General features: G+C 56.9%; 17 protein-coding genes. 11 read left to right on the top strand and 6 right to left on the bottom strand.

Features of this window, described 5'->3' with window-relative positions; genetic code table 11:
* The first annotated feature begins 13 nt into the window (after window positions 1–13).
* On the top strand, window positions 14–301 hold the full coding sequence (locus F1379_RS05875; RefSeq protein ID WP_150267354.1) for a hypothetical protein: 288 nt from the start codon (window positions 14–16) through the stop codon (window positions 299–301).
* A 164-nt stretch (window positions 302–465) separates the two neighbouring features.
* Here the strand turns inward: F1379_RS05875 and yhbH are convergent, their stop codons facing one another.
* The 4 genes from yhbH to F1379_RS05855 all read right to left on the bottom strand — a co-directional run bounded on the left by yhbH (window position 466) and on the right by F1379_RS05855 (window position 11,136).
* On the bottom strand, window positions 466–1,629 hold the full coding sequence (gene yhbH / locus F1379_RS05870; protein ID WP_150267352.1) for a sporulation protein YhbH: 1,164 nt from the start codon (window positions 1,627–1,629) through the stop codon (window positions 466–468).
* Between the two features lie 110 nt (window positions 1,630–1,739).
* Window positions 1,740–3,425: a DUF11 domain-containing protein gene (locus F1379_RS05865; RefSeq protein ID WP_150267350.1), complete on the bottom strand. Its 1,686-nt coding sequence runs from the start codon at window positions 3,423–3,425 to the stop codon at window positions 1,740–1,742.
* The gene (locus tag F1379_RS05860; protein WP_476739480.1) at window positions 3,422–10,132 is read right to left on the bottom strand and encodes a DUF7507 domain-containing protein; all 6,711 of its coding nucleotides are present in this window, start codon (window positions 10,130–10,132) and stop codon (window positions 3,422–3,424) included. Before F1379_RS05860 ends, F1379_RS05865 begins: the two co-directional genes overlap by 4 nt.
* A gap of 368 nt (window positions 10,133–10,500) precedes the next feature.
* On the bottom strand, window positions 10,501–11,136 hold the full coding sequence (locus F1379_RS05855; RefSeq protein ID WP_150267346.1) for a methyltransferase domain-containing protein: 636 nt from the start codon (window positions 11,134–11,136) through the stop codon (window positions 10,501–10,503).
* A gap of 144 nt (window positions 11,137–11,280) precedes the next feature.
* Between F1379_RS05855 and F1379_RS05850 the strand changes: the two genes are divergently transcribed.
* Both F1379_RS05850 and F1379_RS05845 read left to right on the top strand, forming a co-directional pair.
* Window positions 11,281–12,873, top strand: a complete 1,593-nt coding sequence (locus tag F1379_RS05850; RefSeq protein WP_150267344.1) for an amidohydrolase — start codon at window positions 11,281–11,283, stop codon at window positions 12,871–12,873.
* 122 nt (window positions 12,874–12,995) lie between these two features.
* Window positions 12,996–13,898: a hypothetical protein gene (locus F1379_RS05845; RefSeq protein WP_150267342.1), complete on the top strand. Its 903-nt coding sequence runs from the start codon at window positions 12,996–12,998 to the stop codon at window positions 13,896–13,898.
* Between the two features lie 98 nt (window positions 13,899–13,996).
* Here the strand turns inward: F1379_RS05845 and F1379_RS05840 are convergent, their stop codons facing one another.
* Window positions 13,997–14,461 carry a hypothetical protein gene (locus F1379_RS05840; protein ID WP_150267340.1) on the bottom strand — a complete coding sequence of 155 codons (465 nt, stop codon included), beginning with the start codon at window positions 14,459–14,461 and terminating at the stop codon, window positions 13,997–13,999.
* Between the two features lie 178 nt (window positions 14,462–14,639).
* Between F1379_RS05840 and F1379_RS05835 the strand changes: the two genes are divergently transcribed.
* On the top strand, window positions 14,640–15,020 hold the full coding sequence (locus F1379_RS05835; RefSeq protein WP_150267338.1) for a DUF423 domain-containing protein: 381 nt from the start codon (window positions 14,640–14,642) through the stop codon (window positions 15,018–15,020).
* Between the two features lie 75 nt (window positions 15,021–15,095).
* Here F1379_RS05835 and F1379_RS05830 read toward each other — a convergent pair whose 3' ends face one another.
* Window positions 15,096–15,602 (bottom strand): hypothetical protein, encoded by a 507-nt coding sequence (locus tag F1379_RS05830; RefSeq protein ID WP_150267336.1) that lies wholly within the window; start codon window positions 15,600–15,602, stop codon window positions 15,096–15,098.
* A 192-nt stretch (window positions 15,603–15,794) separates the two neighbouring features.
* Between F1379_RS05830 and F1379_RS05825 the strand changes: the two genes are divergently transcribed.
* The 7 genes from F1379_RS05825 (at window position 15,795) to sufB (ending at window position 22,482) form a co-directional block, all read left to right on the top strand.
* A complete protein-coding gene (locus tag F1379_RS05825; protein ID WP_150267334.1) occupies window positions 15,795–16,097 on the top strand; it encodes a YunC family protein in 303 nt (100 codons plus the stop codon).
* A 318-nt stretch (window positions 16,098–16,415) separates the two neighbouring features.
* A complete protein-coding gene (locus F1379_RS05820; RefSeq protein ID WP_150267332.1) occupies window positions 16,416–16,880 on the top strand; it encodes a Dps family protein in 465 nt (154 codons plus the stop codon).
* Between the two features lie 424 nt (window positions 16,881–17,304).
* Window positions 17,305–18,087, top strand: coding sequence for a Fe-S cluster assembly ATPase SufC (gene sufC, locus F1379_RS05815; protein ID WP_150267330.1), 783 nt, complete (start codon window positions 17,305–17,307; stop codon window positions 18,085–18,087).
* A 30-nt stretch (window positions 18,088–18,117) separates the two neighbouring features.
* On the top strand, window positions 18,118–19,419 hold the full coding sequence (gene sufD / locus F1379_RS05810) for a Fe-S cluster assembly protein SufD (protein ID WP_150267328.1): 1,302 nt from the start codon (window positions 18,118–18,120) through the stop codon (window positions 19,417–19,419).
* A complete protein-coding gene (locus F1379_RS05805; RefSeq protein WP_150267326.1) occupies window positions 19,416–20,642 on the top strand; it encodes a cysteine desulfurase in 1,227 nt (408 codons plus the stop codon). Before sufD ends, F1379_RS05805 begins: the two co-directional genes overlap by 4 nt.
* Entirely contained in the window at window positions 20,629–21,066 is a 438-nt protein-coding gene (gene sufU / locus F1379_RS05800) for a Fe-S cluster assembly sulfur transfer protein SufU (protein ID WP_150267324.1), read from the top strand. Before F1379_RS05805 ends, sufU begins: the two co-directional genes overlap by 14 nt.
* An 18-nt stretch (window positions 21,067–21,084) precedes the next feature.
* On the top strand, window positions 21,085–22,482 hold the full coding sequence (sufB, locus tag F1379_RS05795; protein ID WP_150267322.1) for a Fe-S cluster assembly protein SufB: 1,398 nt from the start codon (window positions 21,085–21,087) through the stop codon (window positions 22,480–22,482).
* Window positions 22,483–22,498 lie beyond the last annotated feature (16 nt).

Genomic DNA, 22,498 nt, shown 5'->3' with positions numbered 1-22,498 from the left:
AGGAGCGTCTGCTATGCTTTCCATGGATACAATTACTCAGGAATTACTTGAAATCATTAATGCCCATCTCCTGCAAAAAGCGGAAGAAGCGGGAGTACAGGGTGAAGGCGGATTACTGACCAGCCTGGAAGGTGACCTGGAATGGTCCAAATATCTGAATTCTCTTGATTTCATCATCATCCTTGCTGCAATTGAACGAAAGTTTAACGTGGTGCTGAAAGGTGACCTGAATATCCTGACCGACCGCAGCTTTATCCGAATTGCTGAATTCATTGCAAATAACAGGAAGGAAGAATGTTAGACCCAGGATAATCTTCTTCAAAAGAGAAAGCACGAAGAACCTTCCCGGATTTCTCTGGGAAGGTTCTTCGTGTCTTTAGGGCTGTATCTGTGCGTCTGTTGCTTTAGAGCCTTCAAGAGCATGAAGTAGCCTGGCCGGGCGCCTGCCCTTGACGTATGGTCTGCTCACGATTTCGCCGTCTCTCTCTTGCCGAAGAAGCTTCTTAGCGCCTGATAGACTTCCTTCTTATCCTTGATGACGTAGTGCATGAACTGGTCCTGCTTCAAATGGCGGTAAGCGGACATCAGGGTGCTGCTGCGGTTGTACTGGTTGACCTCTCCGTAGCCGAACATGTTGCTGCGCTTCAGCAGCTCCCCGATCAGCTTCACACAGCGCTCGTTGTCCGAGGTCAGATTGTCGCCGTCCGAGAAATGAAAAGGATAGATGTTGTATTTGGCCGGCGGATAGCGGCTGTCGATAATCTCCAGCGCCTTCTGGTAAGCCGATGAACAGATGGTACCCCCGCTTTCGCCGCGGGTGAAGAAATCATGCTCGCTGACCTCTTTGGCCTCCGTATGGTGGGCCAAAAAAACAATCTCCACCTTCTCGTACTGGCGGCGCAGGAAGCGGGTCATCCAGAAGAAGAAGCTGCGGGCGCAGTATTTTTCGAACGTGCCCATACTGCCCGAGGTGTCCATCATCGCAATAATAACGGCATTGGAGTGGGGGACAGTGATGTCATCCCAGGTCTTGAAGCGCAAATCGTCGGGACTGATGCTGTGGATGCCTGGACGTCCGCTGCTGGCATTACGCCGCAGATTCTCCAGCAGTGTGCGTTTCTTGTCAATGTTGGACATCATGCCCTTCTTGCGGATGTCATTGAAGACGATGGACTTGACCTCGATCTCCTCTTTATCCTTGGGCTTCAGGTCCGGCAGCTCCAGCTCCTGGAACAGAATATCCTCCAGGTCTTCTATATTCACCTCGGCTTCGACCGTGTCTTGCCCCGGCTGGTCTCCGGCTTTGTCGCCTTTGCCGGGCTGGGAGGACTGCGAATCGCGGCCGAGCACATCGCCTACCTGGCTCTCGCCGTCGCCTTGGCCCACATGCTTCTGTTTCCGGAAATTATAAATAATCCGGTATTCATCCAGACTGCGGATCGGCACCTTCACAATCTGTTTGCCGTCCGACATGATTATATTCTCTTCGGTCACAAGGTCAGGCAGATTATCCTTAATCGCTTCCCTGACCTTTTGCTGATGGCGTTCCTGATCCTGATGGCCTTTGCGGTGCAGGGACCAGTCTTCTTTGGACACGACAAATGTAAATGGACTTGGCGAATCTGGCAAATGGACCACCTCCCATGGAAGTTCATGCGGTACAGGCTGTTGCGGCACTGAGCGTCAGGTGCAGATGTAAGAAAAGTATATTCATGGGGATGGCGAATATGTGATAAGACTTATTCACTGATTTCTTCAATAATAAGCTTGTAGGTGTTGGACATGGTCTCGCCGCTGAACCGTCGCCCGTCGATCTCATAGGTGTAGACGGCCGTCGACGAACCCTGCAATGATCTTCCCATGTAATCGGAATTGATCCGCACGTAATATTGAAGGTGAACCGATTGCTCCGGTTCCAGGCGTCCCAGCGGCACGGTTCCCCTGGAGGCGGCTTCGGGAACGGTCAGCGCGCTGATGGTCACGATATCCGGGTCAATCACGCTGCCCCGAGGCACGATATGAAGGATGGATACATCTGCGGGGTAATTGCCGCTGTTGTGCACATAGATGTTGAGGATGGCAATACTGCCCGGCTCAACAATCGGCGGTTCTCCGGTCATACGGATGGTAATGACCGGGGAGAACAGCAGGGTCGTTACAGTATTGGACAGGTCTGTCTCCTGCACGCTCCGGCCGTCGGGCAGCGAATACGTATACTGGACACTGCCCTGATTCTGCACGGCCGGCAGCAGCCTGACGTCCGTCGATTCCGCAATGGCAGCCTCAAGCACCACGCTTGTGGCTACTGCCGGCCGGAGCGTGCCCAGCGGAATGCCCTCTCCCGGCCGGACGCCCTTGAGCGGAGCGCCGTTCAGCCGGACGCTGTCCCAGACGAACAGCGTACCGGCAGGTACGGCGTCGAGAAGCACGGCTTCCACCGCCTGATTGCCACTGTTCCACACGGTGAATTCATAACGCAGTGTTTCTCCCGGAGCGGCGGCCGGAACATTGACCTTAAGGCTGACGGTAACGCCCGGGACAATTACCCGGACCTGCACGCTATTGCTCTCGGTGTGCTGAATGCTATTATTCACTTCATAAGCGATTTGCGCAGCGGTAGATAATACGGAGCCCGGAGGCTCCTTGATTACCCGTACCCGGAAAGTAATATCGGCGGATGAGCCGGCATTTAGTGTCCCCAGCCGGATTCCGCCCAACGGGCTTACGCCCGGCGAATAAATTCCGCGCGCGACAACACTGCCCGGAATGAACTCCGCTCCTTCAGGTACGGGAATAATGGCGGTGACGTTGTTCAGCGGCAAGCTGCCCTCGTTCCGCAGGGAAAGTGTATAGGTGACGGCGTCTTCAAGGAAGGTCGTTGCCGTGCTGGCCGTCAGCCGTGTGAAGAGCTGGAACGTGAGCAGGGACACTACGGCTTCATTGGAGGCCAGTTCACCGCGAACCAGCCGGCCTTCCGGGGTGACGAAGGAATATTGTGCCGCCGCCTGGTTGCGCAGCTCCGGAACCGGAGGCAAGGTAACGACGATCGCCTGAAACGCAGCGGTAACCCGGCCTCCCGGAGCCACGTTTCCGAGCGGTATTCCTGAGCCCGGCACGATCCCCGGAAGAGGAACTCCGTCCCGGATGACGCTGTTGGCAATGAAGGAGACGCCCTCCGGCAGCGGATCGAGCACGGTAATCAATGCAGGCACATTGCCGCTGTTGACGGCGGTCAGAGTGTAAACCAGCGTCTCCCCGAGGGAGACGCTGGTTTTGTCCGTGCTTTTGGTTAAGGACAGCACGGGGCTGAGGACGGGCGTGACGACCGTATTGGAGAAGGTAATGCTGTCTGCGCCCGTCGCCGAGTTGAACAGGATCATGGACTGGTTCGTCACAACAGGCTGCAGGCGCTCGGATAGGCTCATATTTCCACAACCTGGACCTGGAAGGTTACGGTTACGGAAGCGCCGGGCGCGATGCTGCCGATGGTGACGCCGGTTGCCGGATTGGCTCCGGGACGCGGCACGCCGTCTACAGTAACGCTGTTTGGAACGAATACGCTGCCGGCAGGAATAGGGTCAACCAGCACGACATTGTTGACGGTGGCGATGCCGTTGTTGGTAACTACAATGGTATACGTAATAATGTCGCCGACTACGGCGTCAATGGCCGGTGTGCTCTTCACGGCGGTAACATCCGGCGAAGACACCGGAATGACCAATGTATTGGACAGCGAGGTTCCGCTCAGCAGACGGCCATCCGGCGGTGTGAAGGTGAAGCTGGCCGAGGCCTGATTGACGAGCTGCTGGGACGGCGGCAGCGTGGCGATCGTTACCTGGAGCGAGATGGTTACGGTAACCGTGGCGCCTGGAGCTACGGTGCCGATGCCGATGCCGGTGGTCGGGTCTGCTCCCGGTACCGGCACTCCGTTGACCAGCACGCTGTTCGGCACGAATACGCCGCCTGCAGGAATCGTATCGGTAATGGTCACAGCGGCCGGCAGGTTGCCGGTATTGGTAACATTCACGAAGTAAGTGACAGTGTCGCCAACGGTTGCATTGGCGGTGTCGGCGCTCTTCACCACATTAATGATCGGCTGGAATACCGGCGTGGTCAGGATATTGGAATAAGCTGCACCGGAGAATGCACCTGAAGTATAGCTGACCGAAGCCTGGTTGTTCAGATTGGCCGGATTCGGCAAGGTGTTGACCAGAATATTGAAGGTAACCAGAACCGACGCTCCCGGAGCGATGGAGCCAAGCGCGATGCCGCCCGCCGGATTGGCTCCCGGCGCCGGTGTACCGGCGATTACGACGCTGCCGGGGACAAAGCTGCTGCCGGCCGGAATCTGGTCGCTGAGCACTACATTGTTGATTGGGGCGATGCCGCTGTTGGTGACCGTAATATTGTAAGGAACGGTATCTCCCGGTACCGCGTCAATGACCGAGGTCGTCTTGAGGACAGCCACGTCAGGCGAAGAGACGGGAATCAGGTTGATGTTGGAAACCACCGACTCGTTGAAGGTACGTCCATCCGGCAAGGTGTAGGCGAAGGCGACGGTAGCCTGGTTGCTTAATTGCTGGCTGGCCGGCAAGGTATTGATGACAACAGAGAAGGTAAGCGTATGGGTAGCTCCTGCAGCTATGCTGCCCAGAGGTACGCCGGTTGACGGGTCGCTGCCCGGAACCGAGAAGCCGTCCAGCAGTACGCTGTTCAGTACAAGCGAGGTCCCGGCCGGAATGGTGTCGGTCAGGGTTGCGGTGGCCGCATAGTTTCCGGTATTACTGACAACGACGGTATAGGTAATCGTATCGCCTACGGTCGCAACTGCGGCACTTCCCGATTTCACTGCTGACAGAATCGGTTCATAGACAGGCGTCGTGACAATGTTGGAGAACGTGGTGCTGGCCAGCGAGCCGGAGGTGAAGCTGACCGAAGACTGGTTGTTCAGCACGCCGCTGGCCGGAAGCGAAGTTACGGTCACGGCGAAGGTGACGAGGACTGTCGCACCCGGAGCGATGCTGCCGATGGTCACCCCGGTTGCCGGCGAGGTTCCCGGCCGCGGTGTGCCATCCACCGTTACGCTGTTCGGCACAAAGGCCGTACCTGCCGGCAGCGCGTCCGTGAAGATGACGTTATTGACGGTGGCTATCCCGTTGTTGGCCAGCAGGACCGAGTACGTGATGGTATCGCCAACAGTCGTAGCCGTAGTAGTTGTGGATTTGGTTACACCCAGATTGGGGTTGGATACGGGAATCGTCAGGGTGTTCGAAAGCGCTGTGCCGCCAAGCGTCCGGCCGTCCGGCAGTGTAAAGCTGAAGGCCACCGACCCCTGGTTCACCAGCAGCTGCGGCGACGGCAGGGAGGTGATATCCACCGAGAAGCTGACCTGTACGGCCCCGCCCGCCGGAATAACTCCGGCAGCGATGCCTGTTGCCGGATTGGCCTGCGGCAGCGGCTGCCCGTTGACCAGTACGCTGTTCGGCACAAAGGTGGTGCCGGCCGGAATATTATCGCTGACGGTCAAGCTGGCGGCGTAGTTGCCGGTATTGCTGACATTCAGGAAGTAGGTGACGGTATCGCCTACGGTTGCATTGGCGGTGCTTGCGCTCTTTACCACAGCGATGCTCGGCTGGAAGACCGGCACGGCGACCGGATTCGACCAGGTGGTTCCGGAGAACACTCCTGACGTGTAAGTCACGGTCGCCTGATTATCGATGGACGCATCTGTCGGAACGGCTGTGACCAGTACGTTGTAGGTAACAGTGGCAGTGGATCCGGAGGCCAGCGTTCCGATTGCGATGCCCGTGGCCGGATTGGCCGCAGGGAACGGTACACCGTTAACCGTTACGCTGCCCGCGACGAAGGTGGAGCCATCGGGTGTCGGATCACTGAGCAGTACACTGGTGACCGGGTCGATGCCGGTGTTGGTGATGGTTACCGTGTAAGGAATGGTATCGCCCACTGCGACCGCTGTGAACGTCGTGCTCTTCACCACGTCCAGATTGGGTGCAGAGACGGCTACCGTTACGGTGTTGGACAGCGCGGTGCCGGTCAGCAGCCTTCCGTCTGGCGGCGTAAAGGTGAAGGTTGACGAAGCCTGATTGACAAGCTGCTGCGGTGACGGCAGGGAAACGATAAAGACGGCAAAGCTGACGGTAACGCTGGTGCCGGGTGCAACGGTGCCCACGGCAATGCCGGTGTCCGGAGCCGCCCCCGGCTGCGGAAATCCGCCGACGATGACACTGTTCGGCTCAAAGACCGTTCCGGCCGGGATGTTATCGGTCAGCGTAACATTGGCGGCAAGATTGCCGGTGTTGCTGACGACAACGGTATAGACCAGATTTTGGCCGACGCTTGCATTCTGGTCGCTCGCGCTTTTGACGAGCGAGATCTGCGGCTGGATCACCGGTGTCGTGGTGATATTGGACGATGAAGAGCCGGAGAAGATGCCGGATGTAAAGCTCACCGTGGACTGGTTGTTAATCTGTGATGGAATCGGCATGGTTATCCTCACCTCGAATGTTACGGCGACTGACGCCCCTGGGGCCAGACTGCCGATTGGAATGCCGGCGGACGGAACTGATAGCGGCTGGGGAACGCCGCCCACAATTACGGTTCCGGGTATGAAGGCCGCATTCTCAGGCAGCGGATCGCTGAGAATGATGTTGCTGACGGCGGCAATGCCGGTGTTCGTCAGGACGGAGGTGAACGTCAGGACATCGCCGGTAACGGCGTCGATGGCGTTGACGCTCTTGACGACATTGACATTGGGCGCGGAGACGGGGACGGTCAGCGTGTTCGAAACGGTGTTGCCTCCAAGCTGGCGTCCGTCCGGCAGCGTGAAGGTGAAGGCGGCGGCAGCGGAGTTATTGAAGCTTTGGCCCGGCGGCAGGGAGGTGACGGTCGCCACGAAGCTGACGGTGACGCTGTCTCCGGGAGCAAGCGGACCGACGGGGATGCCCGTCGCCGGATCATAGCCGGGCAGCGGGGTGGTTCCGACAATGACACTGTTGGGTTCGAATACAACCTGCGGCGGCAGGATGTCCGTCAGATTCAGCGTGGCGGCTATATTGCCGCTGTTGCTGACCTGGATGAAGAAGGCCACGGTGCCGCCGACCGACGCCTGCTGCACGTTGGCGCTCTTGACCAGACTGATAACCGGAATGAAGACGGTGGTGGTAAAGGTGTTCGAGATGGCCGTCCCGCTGAACGCGCCGGCGGTGAAGGTCACGTTAGCCCGGTTGTCGAACTGGGCCGGCGCCGGTAGGAAGGCGACGTTCACCTGGAAGGAGACCGTCACGGATGCTCCGGCCGCCAGTGAACCGAGCGCGATGCCGTTATTCGGACTTGCGGCAGGCACAGGCGTGCCGTTCACAGTGACGCTGCCGGCAACAAAGCTGCCTCCGGCGGGTACCGGATCGGACAGAATGACATTATTGACCGTTACGCCGCTCGGATTGCTTACGGTGACCGTGTAGGTGATATTTTCACCTACCGCAGCGGAAGTGCGGTTTCCGGTCTTGGAGATGCTGAGATTGGGTGCAGAGACCGGAATGCTGACGATATTGGATACGCTGCTGCCTGACAGAGCGCGGCCGCTCGGCAGGGTGTAGGTGAAGCTCCCGGTGCCCTGGTCCGTAAGTACAGCCGGTGAAGGCAGACTCTGAACTGTAGTCTGGAAGGTTACCGTTACGGTTGCACCCGGGGCTACCGCCCCCAGGGGGATGCCGGTCAGCGGAGAATCCCCCGGCCGGCTGACGCCGTTCACGGTGACGCTGCCGGCCACAAAGGCGGACCCCGCCGGGATGGTATCGGTCAAATTAACAGTAGCTTCCAGATTTCCGGTATTGCTTACCTGCAGTGTGTACAGCACATTTCCGCCTACGGTGGCGCTGGCGGTATTGGCGCTTTTGGCAATACCGATCACCGGGCGGTATACAGGTGTCAAGGTTGTGTTCGACTGCGTGATGGCGGAAAAGGCGCCGGAATTATAGGAAACCGATGAACGGTTGGACAACTGGCCTGTGCCCGGAACAGAAGTCACATTGACCTGGAAGGTGATTGTTACACTGTTGCCGGGCGGGATAGCCCCGATGGTAATACCTGCCGCCGGGTCAGCGTTCGGCCGCGATGCTCCTCCTACCGTCACGCTCCCCGCGACAAACGTGCTCCCTGCAGGAATGGGATCGGACAATACAACGTTCGTGACCGCAGCAATGCCGTTATTGGTAACCACCGAGCTGTAGGTTAAGATGTCCCCGACCGTCACATCGGGCAGGCTGGCGCTCTTGGCCACAGCCACACTGGGCAGTCTGACCGGAATGGTCAGCGTATTGGAAGCTGCCGAGCCGGATACGGTGCGTCCATCGGGGACCAGGAAGGTATAGGCGGCAGTTGCCTGGTCCGTCAGCTGCGGCGGAGAAGGGAGACTGTTCACCACAACCTGGAAGGTGACGGTGGCGCTGGCTCCTGCGGCGATGGTCCCGATGGCGATGCCTGCCGCCGGATTCCCGGCAATCGGTGTACCGTTGACGGCAAAGCTGCCGGCAACATAGCTGCTTCCCGCCGGGATGTTGTCTGTGAAAGTAGTAGTGGCCCCGATATTGCCCGTATTGTTAATCTGGACGGTATAGGTGATGGTATCGCCGACGGTTGCATTGCTGGTGCTCGCACTCTTGACCATTCCCAGAACAGGTGAATACACCGGAAGAGTAACGGTGTTGGAGGGGATAACTCCCGAAACCGTCGGCCCGCCGGCAACGCTCTGGAAGGTGAATGCCGCATTCGCCGAGTTCGCAATCGTCTGCGGGCTGGGCAGTGAGGTCACCCTGGCCTGATATGTAATGGTCACAGAAGAACCAAGGGCCAGGGAGCCCAATGGGATGCCGGCTGAAATGTCGAAGGTGGGTCTGGACACGCCTGCAACGACCACGCTGCCGGTAACGAAGGTGAGGCCCGGCGGGAGCGTATCGGACAGAACCACGCTGGCTGCGCTGGCCGTGCCGCTGTTGCTGATAGTGACCGTGTAGGTGATCAGGTCTCCCACGATGGGACTGGTGACATTGGAGCCCTTGGTCAGACTGATCACCGGAGCATTGATATTGACCTGGATTGCATTGGCGTTGACCACATAGGCATCGCCGGAGGTTGTCAATGTCAGCACGGCGGAGGACTGGTTGTTCACTAGCCTTGCCGAGACATCAACGTTGGTAATATCCCAGCCCTGGCGGCCGCCTACAATATTCGAGCCTGGGCTGCCGTTCGTTTGATTGCGGTTGCCGAACGTTCCGGTCGTATTCAGATTTCCGGCATCGTTGTTGATCTGTGATGCAAAGAAATTATTCGCAAAGTTGTTGGGACCGGATAAGGCGACCTGGGTCGCGGAGGTCGGTCCGAACAGCGCCTGGTCGCCGGAACGGTTGGCGTCGCCTTCCTGTGCGCTGAACAGGGCGCGCCCGCCGAGTGCTCCGGTAACCGGTGTGGCGAATCCTGTAATCGTCGTTACCACGGGCGCCGAGGTTGATTGCACCAGCACCGCTCCGGCCCGCAGCGACATGTTGCGGAAAGGCAGGGACGGGTTCTGGTAAATAACGCCCAGGGTCCAGCCGGCATGATTGGCCGTCGGATCACCCGAGACGACGATGGTCCCCACTACTCCGCCCGTGATATAGGTTCCGGCTCCGGACGCCTGAATTATGCTCGTTACGTTGGCTGAACGGACAAAAGCAAATGCGCCGTTTCCCAGATCGACCGTATTGGCGGTGGCGGCGTCGGGCGTGACGCTGACGGTATTTCCTAGCGGTGTCGTAAAGGAGACGGGATTGTTGATGGCCGCGCTGAGATTGACCGAGCCGTTGATATAGGAACCGCCCCAGATCAGTTCGGCGTATAGCACCGTGCTTCCGGCAGGCAGCGTCAGAATGGCCGCCGAGCTGTTGTTCTGGTACAGACTGGTAGTACCCGCAGGGTAGGTGCCGAAGACGGAGGCTGTATTGACTGTGCTGAACGCGCCGATGCTGTCCTCGGTGCCGGGAACGCCGGTGGTGCCGGAACGGCTTAAGCCCAGCGTATTCCCGGTAAATGTGATGGCGCCTGTAGCGTTGACTGTAGCCCGAACGACTAGAGGAATGATTCTCACCTCCTTCTGATGAGTGTTGTCCTGCAAGAAGTCCCGCACGTACCTGAAAGCAGACCGCCCCCAGCCCAAACCGGCGTCCGCCTCTCGGATTTTACAGGAGGCATACACCAGGGACTTTGCAAAGCACCTGAATCCGCATGCAGTAACGGCTCCGCCTTTTTCGGGTTATCTTGCCGGGGTCCCCGCAAATAATCTGAACCGGCATTCTGTGAAAGCTCCGCTTTGCGGGGATTGTTTTGTGCTATATTAGCCTATGAAGGGGGATGTACGGATTTGTATGTCCCAGTGCATTTTTTCCTGAAATATATGATTTACCGCGAAGCCGGACCCCGCAGCACACAAAAAAAGAGAACAGCAGCTTATCTGCCGTTCTCTCCGGGCAGGCGTCTGTAGCGCAGAACCCGGGGCTCCGGGTAGGCTTTGCGGCTCATGGCCTCCAGCTCTTCCAGAGAGATTTCTTGTTTGATTACGGCAAAATGATACATAATTTCATGCACCACATTGGACTGCAGCGTGCGCAGAACCTCCAGCTCCTCCGCTTCGTACAGCGTGTCGTTGAACGGATACTGATAGAACACCTCCATGCGCAGCAGCCTGTAATCGAAGGGAGGAGCGGGCGAAGGGTAGTCGGGAACGGCCGGAGACGGCATACCTAGGGAAGGCTGGAAGAACTGGGCGGTGAGATGCCGCGGCGTGTATTCATCGAATTTTTGCCTAAACAAGGGATTGGAGACATGGGGGAAGCTGTGGGCGTATGGCGCAAGAATGCATACAACGGCTTTATGGGCACTGATGCGGTATATTTCTTTCATTACGGCAAACAAATTGCGTACGTAAGGCAGCACACGGCTGGCCATAACAAATTCGGCGGTATTGTCCGGCAGCGGGATTTCCTCATTAATATCACAGACGATATCCACGCCGGGATAGGCAATGCGGTCGATTCCCAGATAACCGGTTTCTTTGGCGGAACCGCAGCCGATATCGATTCTCACGGAAATCACTCCTTCGCGAAGGCTGTAATCAGGCTCATCATCATTGTATTAATCCCGCCCCGGCCTGCTTCCGGCTCTTGCCTAAGCCCCCTCCGGAATCGCAGGCAAAGTATATATAACGATATAAAAAGGAGAGTGGAGCAATTGAAAGCAACCTTGTTCACGAATGGCAACCTGTCCCTCAGCGGTCATCCGGAATCCGATGCCGTGTATGTAGAAGCTGGAGTAATCACGGCCGTGGGCAGCGGCAAGGACCTTGCCCTGCAGGTTGGCGGCAAAGACGTTGAGCACGTAGACTGGGAGGGCGCTCACGTGCTTCCCGGCCTGACCGATGCGCATGTGCATCTGGGCATGCACGGAATGAAGCTGGACATGCTCGATTTCAGCGGCATGGCTTCCAAGGAGGAGATGCTGCGCGCGGTTGCGCAGCGCGCGGCCGTCACGCCGACGGGAGAGTGGATTCTCGGCCTGAACTGGAATGAGAATGAGTTCGCTCCGAAGCTTGCACCGTCGATGTCTGAGCTGGATGAGGTCACGGACCGGCATCCGGTCTTTCTGACCCGGACCTGCTTCCATGCCTACCTGGGCAATAGCGAGGCGTTCCGGCGGGCCGGCGTGAGTGAAACAACGCCGGACTCTGCCTCCGGTGCATATGGCCGCGATTCTGCGGGCAAGCTGAACGGCTGGATCTATGAGGATGCGGCGGCACCGTTTCAGGCGGTTCAGCCCGAGCCGGATTATGCCGCCAAGAAGAAGGCGGTCCGCCGGGGCATCCTGGATGCGTTGTCGCTAGGCCTGACTGCGGTCCATACGGAGGACTTGCGTCTCCTGGGCAGCGTGGAAACGATGCTGCGGATTCACCGGGAGCTGCGCGAGGAGGGATTGTGCTTCCGCACCCACCAGCTGCTGTATTATGAGTTCCTGCAGGAGGTGGAGGCGCTGGGACTTAGCGCCGGGCAAGGCGACGAGTGGCTGCGGCTCGGAGCGGTCAAGCTGTTCGCCGACGGGGCGATCGGCGGGCGGACGGCGCTCCTCGAAGCGCCATACAGCGACGCTCCCGGGACAAGGGGCATCGCCATCCATCCGCAGGAGCAGCTGGACAGCATCGTCGCCGCAGCCCGCCGGCTCGGCTTCCCGGTCGCGGTGCATGCCATCGGGGATGCGGCGGCCCGTATGACGCTCACGGCTATGGCCCGGCATCCGCTGCCGACGGCTGCGGGACTACCGGACCGCTTCATTCACGCGCAGGTGCTGAGCCGCACTCTGGTAGAGCAGATGCAGCGGCTTCCGCTGATCGCCGACATCCAGCCGCGCTTCGTTGCCAGCGACTTCCCGTGGGTGCTGGAGCGGGTAGGGCCGGAGCGTACGGAGGTTCTGTACGCCTGGAAGAAGCTGCTGCAGGCGGGCATTGTCTGCGCCGGCGGCAGCGACGCGCCGATTGAGCCGCTGAGTCCCTTCCTGGGCCTGCATGCCGCCATAACCCGGCGCAAGCCGGGCGAGACGCATGCCGGGTATCTGCCGGAGGAGAAGCTGAGTCTCGGCGAGTCGCTGGCGATCTTTACTGCCGGCAGTGCCGCAGCCGCCGGCGAAGCAGCGGTGCGGGGCGGTATACAGCCCGGCCGGTGGGCGGACTTTACGGTAATTGACCGCGATATCTCTGCAGATCCTGAAGCGCTGCTCGAAGTAAAGGCAAGGATGACGGTAGTTAATGGAAGAGTGGCTTATACCGCAGGATAAGGGTCAGCGGGAGCGCCCGGCAGCAGAGTCTGGCCAAGTTTATGCAACCCTTAATACGGGTTAAACGTTATAAGGGTAAGCACATCCCAGCCATTACGCGAATACAAGAGGAGGCAATCATCATGAAGCACAAACGTTCACTGCCGGCCATCTCCGCGGCTCTGGTCTTAACGCTGGCTCTTACCGCCTGCACCGGCAACTCCGGTGCGCAGGCTCCCTCAGAAACGGTGGACCCGGCTTCTCCGGCCCCGGCTTCGAGTCCGGCCGCTACACCGAGCCCGGCACTCTCGCCCAGCCCGTCTCCAGAAGCGGAGTCGGAGGTCATCCATGACACCGGGATATATGTGGGCCAAATTGACAATCATTCCGTGGAGATCGAGACAGAAGCCGGACCGACAGCCTTTGAGCTGGGCGCCGGAATGGAGAATGCTCCCGAGGGTCTTGAAATGGATGATCAAGTGGAGTTTGAATATGTAGAGAAAGCCGTGGAGGGCGATGAAAGCGTCGTTCAGCGGGTGTTGTCCAAACTGGTCAAAGCCGGTGAAGATGCCGGCGGGGTTGCAGCGCTGCCCGGGACGAAGACGTTCAAGCTGACGCTTGAAGGGATGGAGGAGGAGAAGACGGCAGCCCTGGCACAAGGCGACGGTTACGCTCTGTACGTGTTTGACATCTTTGATTTCGATGCGGCGGCCAACCGGTTGTCCATGAAGGTCGATCCGGAGTATTACGCCGAAATTACCAAGCTGCCCTCCGATTTCAATCTGGACGCCCTGGAAGAAGAAGGACGGGCCGAGCTGTCCGCCGTCGGCAAGGTCAGTGCACTCAGCCAGAGTGAGCGGGACAAGCGGATGAGCAGCCTGCGGCTATATCTGAGCGCCATGAAGACCGGCCTGACCCGGCAGTATATCGTCAAGGAGATAGACGGCCAAGGCTACATCATCAAGCTGAATATCCCGCAGCGCGAAGCTTCCGAAGGCTTCGGCCCGCATGTCTATGCTTCGCTTGACTCTATGATCGACCAATAAGCCGAATACCGGATAACAGAACCCCGCAAAGCGGGAGACGGCTTCCCGGCCGCTCCGCACTTTGCGGGGTTCTCTCTCCGTGTGCCGGGCAAGAACGGTCAGGAAGCTCCTGCGTTCACCAGCACGGCGCTGACCATCAGCATGAACAGCAGCACGAACAAGGCGTTGAAGACGGTGCCCAGCACGGCAAATACTTTGCGCCGGCCCCGGAGTGTCAGGCCGATAATGCCGACGATGCCCCCGATAATGTTGAGGGCGAGCAGCACCAGGACAGACACTCCGAGCAGCATAATAACCTCGGAGGAGCTGGCAATGGGACCGCTGCTCGACTCCAGTATAGTTGTAGCTTGCACGCCGGCATAAAGCAAAGTAACAATGTATCCGATGAGCGTTACCATCGAGATAACGAAGGAAGCGATTCCCGGGCCGGAATGCTTCATGTCTTGCTTGCTCTGCCGGTATTCGTAAGGTGTCTCTTGCGGCTGCTCCGCGTAGTATCCGGGCATGGGGTGTTCCGGCTGGAAAGCGGAATCGGGCGGTTTAGGCGGCGGATGATTGTCCATAGGCGGCACTCCTTGCTTTTAGTAATATACTGTTGCTGCTGATTCCACTTTTTCACAAGATGACGGCAATTGCAAGCCCCCGGCCGAAAAATCATCCTCCCCCCAGCCGCTGGCTTTGTCTGGCCGGAATACGTTAATATAGGAGAAGCCTATAATCGATGAAGGAGTGGATCTATCCATGCAGCGAAGATTGACGGCCTGGGGAGCGCTGCTTGCCATGCTGTCGGTGGCAATCGGTGCCTTCGGTGCACATTTGCTGGAAGAGCGGATCAGCGAGCATTATATGCAGGTGTATGAGACTGGCGTCCATTATCACATGATCCATGCGCTGGGCCTTATTCTGATCGCGCTAACGGCAGGAGCGTGGGGGGAGAGCAGGCGGCTGCTCTGGGCCGGACGGCTGCTCATTCTGGGGATTATTCTCTTCTCCGGCAGCCTGTACGTGCTGAGCATCAGCGGAATCAAAATTCTGGGTGCCATTACGCCCCTGGGAGGCGTGAGCTTCATCGCCGGCTGGATCTGTCTGGCCTCGGAGGCGCTTAGCCGGGGCAAGTCCTGACAAAGAAAACAAGCACCGCTTCCGCATGCTATTGGGCGGGAGGGGTGCTTTGTCGGTTTTTTGACAAGAAAACGGCTACATAAACTCATCGATTTCATTAAGATGAAACGTATATACCTGCTTCTCGTCCACATGGTAGACGCTGATCGTATTAGCGGCTTCGTCGAAGTTCAGAATGCGGCAGGGCATGGAGGATTGCTTGCCCCTCTGATTGGTTCTGAGGCGTACAAGCTGCTTGTTCTGGATGTATTGCCTGATGGTATTATACACATCAAGCGGCCCTTCAACTGGAGGCTTGGATGCAGCCGGCGGCTGTTGCCGTTTCTCCGCTTGCTTCACTGGCAGCCTGATGGCTTCGGGAGCTGCAGCTTCTTGTTTCAGGGCAATCTTGGCCGAGCGCAGAAGATGGTCGATCGTCCTCCCCAGCTCGAGTCCCGAGTTAATGTTGAAGTCAGTGATTTTCTCATTGCTGTTCAACATCTCAAGCAGATACTGCAGCGCAAGCGGGTTGGTACGGGCATTGACCAGGATGTCGACATTAAATAAATAATTGCCGTCTGTATGATGTAATTTCTTGTCCATGGCTCCCCCAGCTTCATCGTAAACACGATTCATAAAGTAAATAAACTATATCATTATTTTAAGTTTTAGCATATACCCGAAAGGGAAGAACTTAGGACATTGTCCCCAGGAAATTGGCTCCATTCGTCCACACGCCGATTCCAATGGACGCATACACATACTTTGTGATTATGCTAAAAGGAGGAGCTGACATTGGTTACATTGGAGCCTGTTCAGGTAGGCGATCATACTCTGGTTGGCGTGGAGGTCAAACTTCCCAAGACGACGTTGCTCAGCATCAGCACCAGCCGCGGATATATTATGTGCGGAGCACTGGATGTCGGCCTCTTGAACACGAGGCTTGCCGACCGCGGCATTATTGCCGGACGGGCGGTAGGCGTAAGGACCCTGCAGCAGCTGCTGGAGGCGCCGCTGGAGTCGGTTACCGCCGAGGCGGAGAAGCTGGGGATTGTGCCGGGAATGAGCGGCGCGGAAGCGCTGCTCCGTATGCTGTAGAATGCAGATCCGCCCGCGTCCATATGGACATTGGCAGATCTTCGCGGAGAGACCCGACCGGCCTGCCGGCGGGTTTCTTTTTTTGATTAAGCAGCAGAACTCGCAAAATAGCTGAACCGGCTGCTGGCCTGCTGCAGCCGCAGGCGAGTATAATGAAGGCAGGAATGCCGCAAGCTATACCGCATGGGGCAGCCGTGCCTCCGGGGGCCGGAAATTGTTTCGACCCGCGGGGCCAAGGGTAAATGGAATATAGACAACGGCGAGGCCGGACACCGGATAAGCAGCCGGCAAATTTAAGGATAAGGAAGGGATATTGCAATGGCTAAAGCATCGAACAAAGTGGACTCTGCAACACTGGAACAAGTACTTAACCGTCAAGTGGCGAACCTGAATGTCTTATACGTCAAAATTCATAATTATCATTGGTACGTCAAGGGAGAACAGTTCTTCTCGCTGCATGAGAAGTTCGAGGAAATCTATAACGACGTTACCCTGAAAATGGACGAGGTTGCCGAGCGCCTGCTTAGCATTAAAGGGGCCCCGGCCGCAACGATGAAGGAATATCTGGAAATTTCTTCGATTCAGGAGGCTTCCGGCAAGGAAGACGCCCGCGGTATGGTGCAGGCGCTGATCGAGGACTTCGCAACGGTAGGCGAAGAGCTGACTGAGGGCATTGAGCTGGCGGAAGGTCTCAGCGATCAGCCTACGGCAGACCTGTTTATCAAAATCCGTACCGATTTTGAAAAGACACAGTGGATGCTGCGCTCTTTCCTTGGCCAATAAGCTGCTGAAATCATGCATAAAGCCTCTCCTGCGGGAGGCTTTATTTCTTGTCTACAGGTCAGCCGGAGTATTCCGGCTGACCTGTTTTTATAAAGACGCTTCGGGATGCCCCGCTACGATTTGTGGAACCCTGATACGGGTGTGGTACTCTGCAAAGGCTAGTTGGGGGACTCCGGCAGCTTCGGCAGCGGAAAATGCTGAAAGCCCAGGAAAGGCATGGATGCGGCTGGTTGAAAATTGAAAATAGATGTTTGTAAAAACGTATGCTTTGTAATAAAATTAGTGAGAATCATTGATAATCAGTTCATTCTACTTTATAATTATTATAATGTGATATAAAGTATAACTGTGCTGCAAGCAGGTTTATCCTGTCACAATACACTTTCTAGATTTCGCAAATTCATCAATGGAGGGAAAATTAACTATGGCAGCAGAATTCGTCATTGAGGGTCTGAAAGCGACGATTGAAGGCAAGGAGATTTTGAAAGGCATTAACCTGCAAATGAAGGGCGGCGAGATCCATGCCATCATGGGTCCGAACGGTACCGGCAAGAGTACCCTGGCTTCCGCTTTGATGGGCCATCCGAAATATGAAGTAACCGAAGGCACCGCGCTTCTTGAGGGTGAGGATCTGCTGGAGATGGCCGTCGATGAACGTGCCCGTGCCGGATTGTTCCTGGCTATGCAGTATCCGAGCGAAATCAGCGGTGTGACGAATTCCGACTTCCTGCGCAGTGCAATCAACTCCCGCCGGGAAGAAGGAAAGGAAATCTCGCTGATCAAGTTCATCCGCCAAATGGAAGCGAAGATGAAGGAACTGGAGATGAATCCGGAATTCCTGCACCGCTATCTGAACGAAGGGTTCTCCGGCGGGGAGAAGAAGCGCAATGAAATTCTGCAAATGATGATGCTGGATCCGAAGATCGTCATCCTGGACGAAATCGACTCCGGCCTTGATATCGACGCACTGAAGATTGTCGCCGAAGGCGTCAACGCGATGCGCAGCCCGGAACGCGGTTTCCTGGTCATTACCCACTATCAACGCTTGCTGAATTACATCAAGCCTGATTTTGTTCATGTCATGATGCAGGGACGTATTGTGAAATCCGGCGGTCCGGAGCTCGCAGAGCGTCTGGAAGCCGAAGGCTATGAATGGGTCAAGGAAGAGCTTGGCATCGAGGACGAAACTGTAGGACAAGAGGCTTAATCAAAGACGCCAGGAAGGAGGAAATCACTTATGACGACGCAAACCATTCTTCCGGTGGACGCTGCCCGGATTTCGGAGCTCTCCCAGGCTGGCGGCGAGCCGGTCTGGCTGAAGGACAGCCGGCTCAAGGCGCTGGAACTGGCAGCAGCTCTGGAGCTGCCGAAGCTGGAGAAGACGCGGCTTGACCGCTGGAACATTAATAATTACGGAAGCCACAAGGCCGGTGCAAGTCTCGCTTCGCTGGCCGAAGCACCATCATCCGTCGCCGCTTTGATCGCCGGACAAGAGGAAGGCAGTCTGGTTATTCAGCGCAATTCTGGCGCAGTATACACACACCTGTCCCCTGAGCTTGCAGCTCAAGGCGTAATCTTTACCGATCTGGCGACAGCGGCGAAGGAACACGGCGACCTCGTGCAGAAGCATCTGCATAAGGCCGTATTGCCGGATGAGCATGCCATCGCTGCGCTGCATGCGGCGCTTTGGAACGGCGGAGTATTCCTGTACGTTCCGAAGAATGTGGTCATTGACACTCCGCTGCAGGCGATTCTGCTTACAGACGATGCCGAAGCGACGTTTGTACCGCATATTCTGATCGTTGCCGATACGAACAGCTCTGTAACCTATGTCGATAACTACGTGTCCGACAAGACAGAATCCGGTCTTCATAACGGTGCGGTGGAAGTATTCGTCGGGGCAGGTGCGAAAGTGCAGTACGCATCAGTGCACCAGTTCGGCACTGATACCACGGACATCACTTACCGCCGTGCGGTCGTGGAGAATGACGGCACAATCGAATGGATTGTGGGCGAAATGAACTACGGCGACACTGCGAGCGATACGAAGTCAGTGCTCAAAGGCAACGGCGCCAGCTCGGATGCGAAGGTAATTGCCGTCGGCTCCGGCTCGCAGAAGCTGAACTATACGACACAGGCGCAGCATTTCGGCAAGAACACGCCGAGCGATATGATTACCCGCGCCGTTATGCGGGAATCCGCCACCTCGATCATCAACGGCGTCACCAAGATCGAAAAGGGTGCTACCCGGGCCGACGGCCAGCAGACGGAGAAGGTCCTGATGCTGAGTCCGAAGGCGCGCGGCGACGCCAACCCGATTCTGCTTATCGATGAAGACGATGTTACCGCAGGCCATGCCGCTTCCGTAGGACAGGTCAATCCGGAACAGATCTATTACCTGATGTCCCGGGGAATTTCACGGCATGACGCAGAAAAACTGATTATATACGGCTTCCTTGCGCCTGTAGTGTCGCAAATTCCACTGGAGGGACTGCGCAATCAGCTGCAAACTCTTGTGGAAAGGAAGTTGGGACAATGATTAACAGCGCCATCCGGGAGCAATTTCCCATCCTGAACCAGAATATTAACGGGCACCCGCTCGTCTACCTGGACAGTGCGGCAACTTCACAGAAGCCGCTCCGGGTCATTGAAGCGGTCAAAGCCTATTATGAGCTGGACAACGCCAACGTTCACCGCGGCGTGCATACGCTCGGCAGCCGGGCAACCGACGCCTATGAAGGAGCCAGAGAGAAGCTGGCGAAGTTCCTGAATGCGCGCAGCACGAAGGAGATTATCTTCACACGCGGCACCACTACGGCGCTCAATCTGGTAGCCTCCTCTTACGGTGCGGCCAATGTGGGCGAAGGCGACGAGATCGTCATCACCCAGATGGAGCATCACAGTAACTTTATTCCCTGGCAGCAGCTGGCGAAGAAGACAGGGGCGACTCTGAAATTCCTTCCGCTGCAGCAGGATGGAACAGTTACGCTGGAGGATGCCGAGAAGACGATTACGCCGAAGACGAAGATTGTCGCTATCGCCTATGTCTCCAACGTTATGGGCGTAACTCATCCGGTCAAGGAGCTGGCGGCCATTGCCCACCGCAACGGAGCGGTGATCGTGGTCGACGGTGCCCAGAGCACGCCGCATATCAAGGTGGATGTCCAGGATCTGGACTGCGATTTCTATGCCCTCTCCGGGCACAAGATGCTTGCTCCAACCGGGATCGGCGCGCTGTATGGCAAGAAAGCGCTGCTGGAAGCCATGGAACCCGTGGAATTCGGCGGTGAAATGATTGACGATGTCGGCCTGTATGACTCTACCTGGAAAGAGCTTCCCTGGAGGTTCGAAGGCGGAACGCCGATTATCGCCGGGGCTGTCGGCCTTGGCGCGGCGGTCGACTTCCTCCAGGAGGTTGGCCTCGACAACATTCATCAGCATGAGATGAAGCTGGCCGCTTATGCCGAAGCACGGCTGGCCGAGATTGAAGGGCTGTCAGTCTACGGTCCCAAGGGCCGGCAGGTTGGCGTTGTTACCTTCAATCTGGGCGATGTGCATCCGCATGATGTAGCGACTGTACTGGACGCGGAGGGCATTGCCATCCGTGCCGGGCATCATTGCTGCCAGCCGCTGATGCGCTGGCTGCAGGTCAGCTCAACGGCGCGGGCCAGCTTCTACCTGTACAACACGGAGCAGGATGTTGACGCACTGGTGAATGCGTTAATCAAGGCAAAGGAGTATTTCGCCTATGAACTTGGATGATTTATACCGTCGCGTAATTATGGATCATTATAAAAATCCCCGGAATCGCGGCTTGTTCGCAGATGACGCACTGAACATCGAACTGAACAACCCGACCTGCGGCGACCGCATTACGCTGCAGCTGAAGGTGGAGGACGGCATCGTACAGGATGCCCGCTATACGGGCGAAGGCTGTTCCATCAGCATGTCCTCGGCTTCCATGATGACGGAGGCGGTCAAAGGCCAAACTGTACAGCATGCGCTGGAGCTGGCCGAACGCTTCTCCGCACTCATGAAGGGTGAACCCGCAGAATTCGAAGAATATGAAGATATCGAAGCACTTTCCGGTGTTAATAAATTTCCGGCGCGGATCAAATGTGCCACTCTGGCCTGGAACGCGCTGCGCAAAGGGATCGACCCTGATAGAGAGCAGCAACAACATTAGAACAAGGAGGCTGACACCATGGCTAAAAAAGCGCCTGAAATGGAAGAGTACCAGTACGGTTTCCGTGATGAGCACAAGTCGATCTTTCAGTCTGGCAAAGGTCTCACCGAAGAGATCGTTAGAGAAATCTCCAAGATCAAGAATGAGCCCGATTGGATGCTGGAATTCCGCCTGAAATCTCTGGAGCAATTCCGCAAAATGCCGATGCCCAAGTGGGGCGGCAATCTCGACGAGCTGGATTTCGATGACATTCAATATTATGTAAGACCTTCCGAGAAGCAGGGCAAGACTTGGGAAGAGGTTCCTGCCGAAATCAAGGAGACCTTCGACAAGCTGGGGATTCCGGAAGCTGAGCAGAAATTCCTTGCCGGCGTCTCGGCGCAGTATGAATCCGAAGTCGTCTATCACAGCATGCAGAAGCAGCTGGAAGATCAAGGCGTCATCTTCACCGATACCGATACCGCGCTGCGCGAGCATCCGGAGCTCTTCAAGAAGTTCTTCGGCACGATCATCCCGCCTACGGACAACAAGTTCGCCGCGCTGAACAGCGCTGTCTGGTCCGGCGGCAGCTTCATCTATGTGCCGAAGGGCGTCAAATGTGAAGTGCCGCTGCAGGCCTACTTCCGCATCAACTCGGAGAACATGGGACAATTTGAGCGCACACTGATTCTTGCCGACGAAGACAGCTTCGTGCATTATGTTGAAGGCTGTACGGCTCCGATCTACAGCACGAACTCCCTGCACAGCGCCGTGGTTGAAATTCTGTGCATGAAGAACGCCCGCGTCCGCTACACCACCATCCAGAACTGGGCACCGAACATCTACAACCTCGTAACCAAACGCGCGGTTGCTGAAGAAGGCGCCAATATGGAATGGGTAGACGGCAACATCGGCTCCAAGCTGACGATGAAATATCCGGCTGTTGTCCTGAAGGGACGCGGCGCCAAGGGCTCCGTGCTCTCCATTGCCGTTGCCGGCAAAGGCCAGCATCAGGATGCCGGCGCCAAGATGATTCACCTGGCACCGGACACGACTTCGACCATCGTCTCCAAGTCGATCAGCAAGCACGGCGGCAAGGTGACTTACCGCGGTCTGGCTTCCTTCGGCCGTCAGGCGGAAGGCGCCAAGGCCAATATCAAATGCGATACGCTCATTCTGGACAATGAATCCACTTCGGATACGATTCCATACAATGAGATCATGAACGACAACATCGTGCTGGAGCACGAAGCGACCGTCTCTAAGGTCTCGGAAGAGCAGCTCTTCTACCTGATGAGCCGCGGCCTGACCGAGGCCGAAGCCACCCAGATGATCGTCATGGGCTTCATCGAGCCGTTCACCAAGGAGCTGCCGATGGAATATGCCGTTGAGATGAACCGTCTGATCAAGTTCGAGATGGAAGGAAGTATAGGTTAACCAATTGCTTTAATGT

Origin of the sequence: Paenibacillus tepidiphilus, from assembly GCF_008635795.1 — a bacterium.
Taxonomy (GTDB): Bacteria; Bacillota; Bacilli; order Paenibacillales; family Paenibacillaceae; genus Paenibacillus_AQ; species Paenibacillus_AQ tepidiphilus.
Note: the sequence above shows the minus strand (reverse complement) of the source record. Positions and strands in the feature narration are given on the sequence as shown.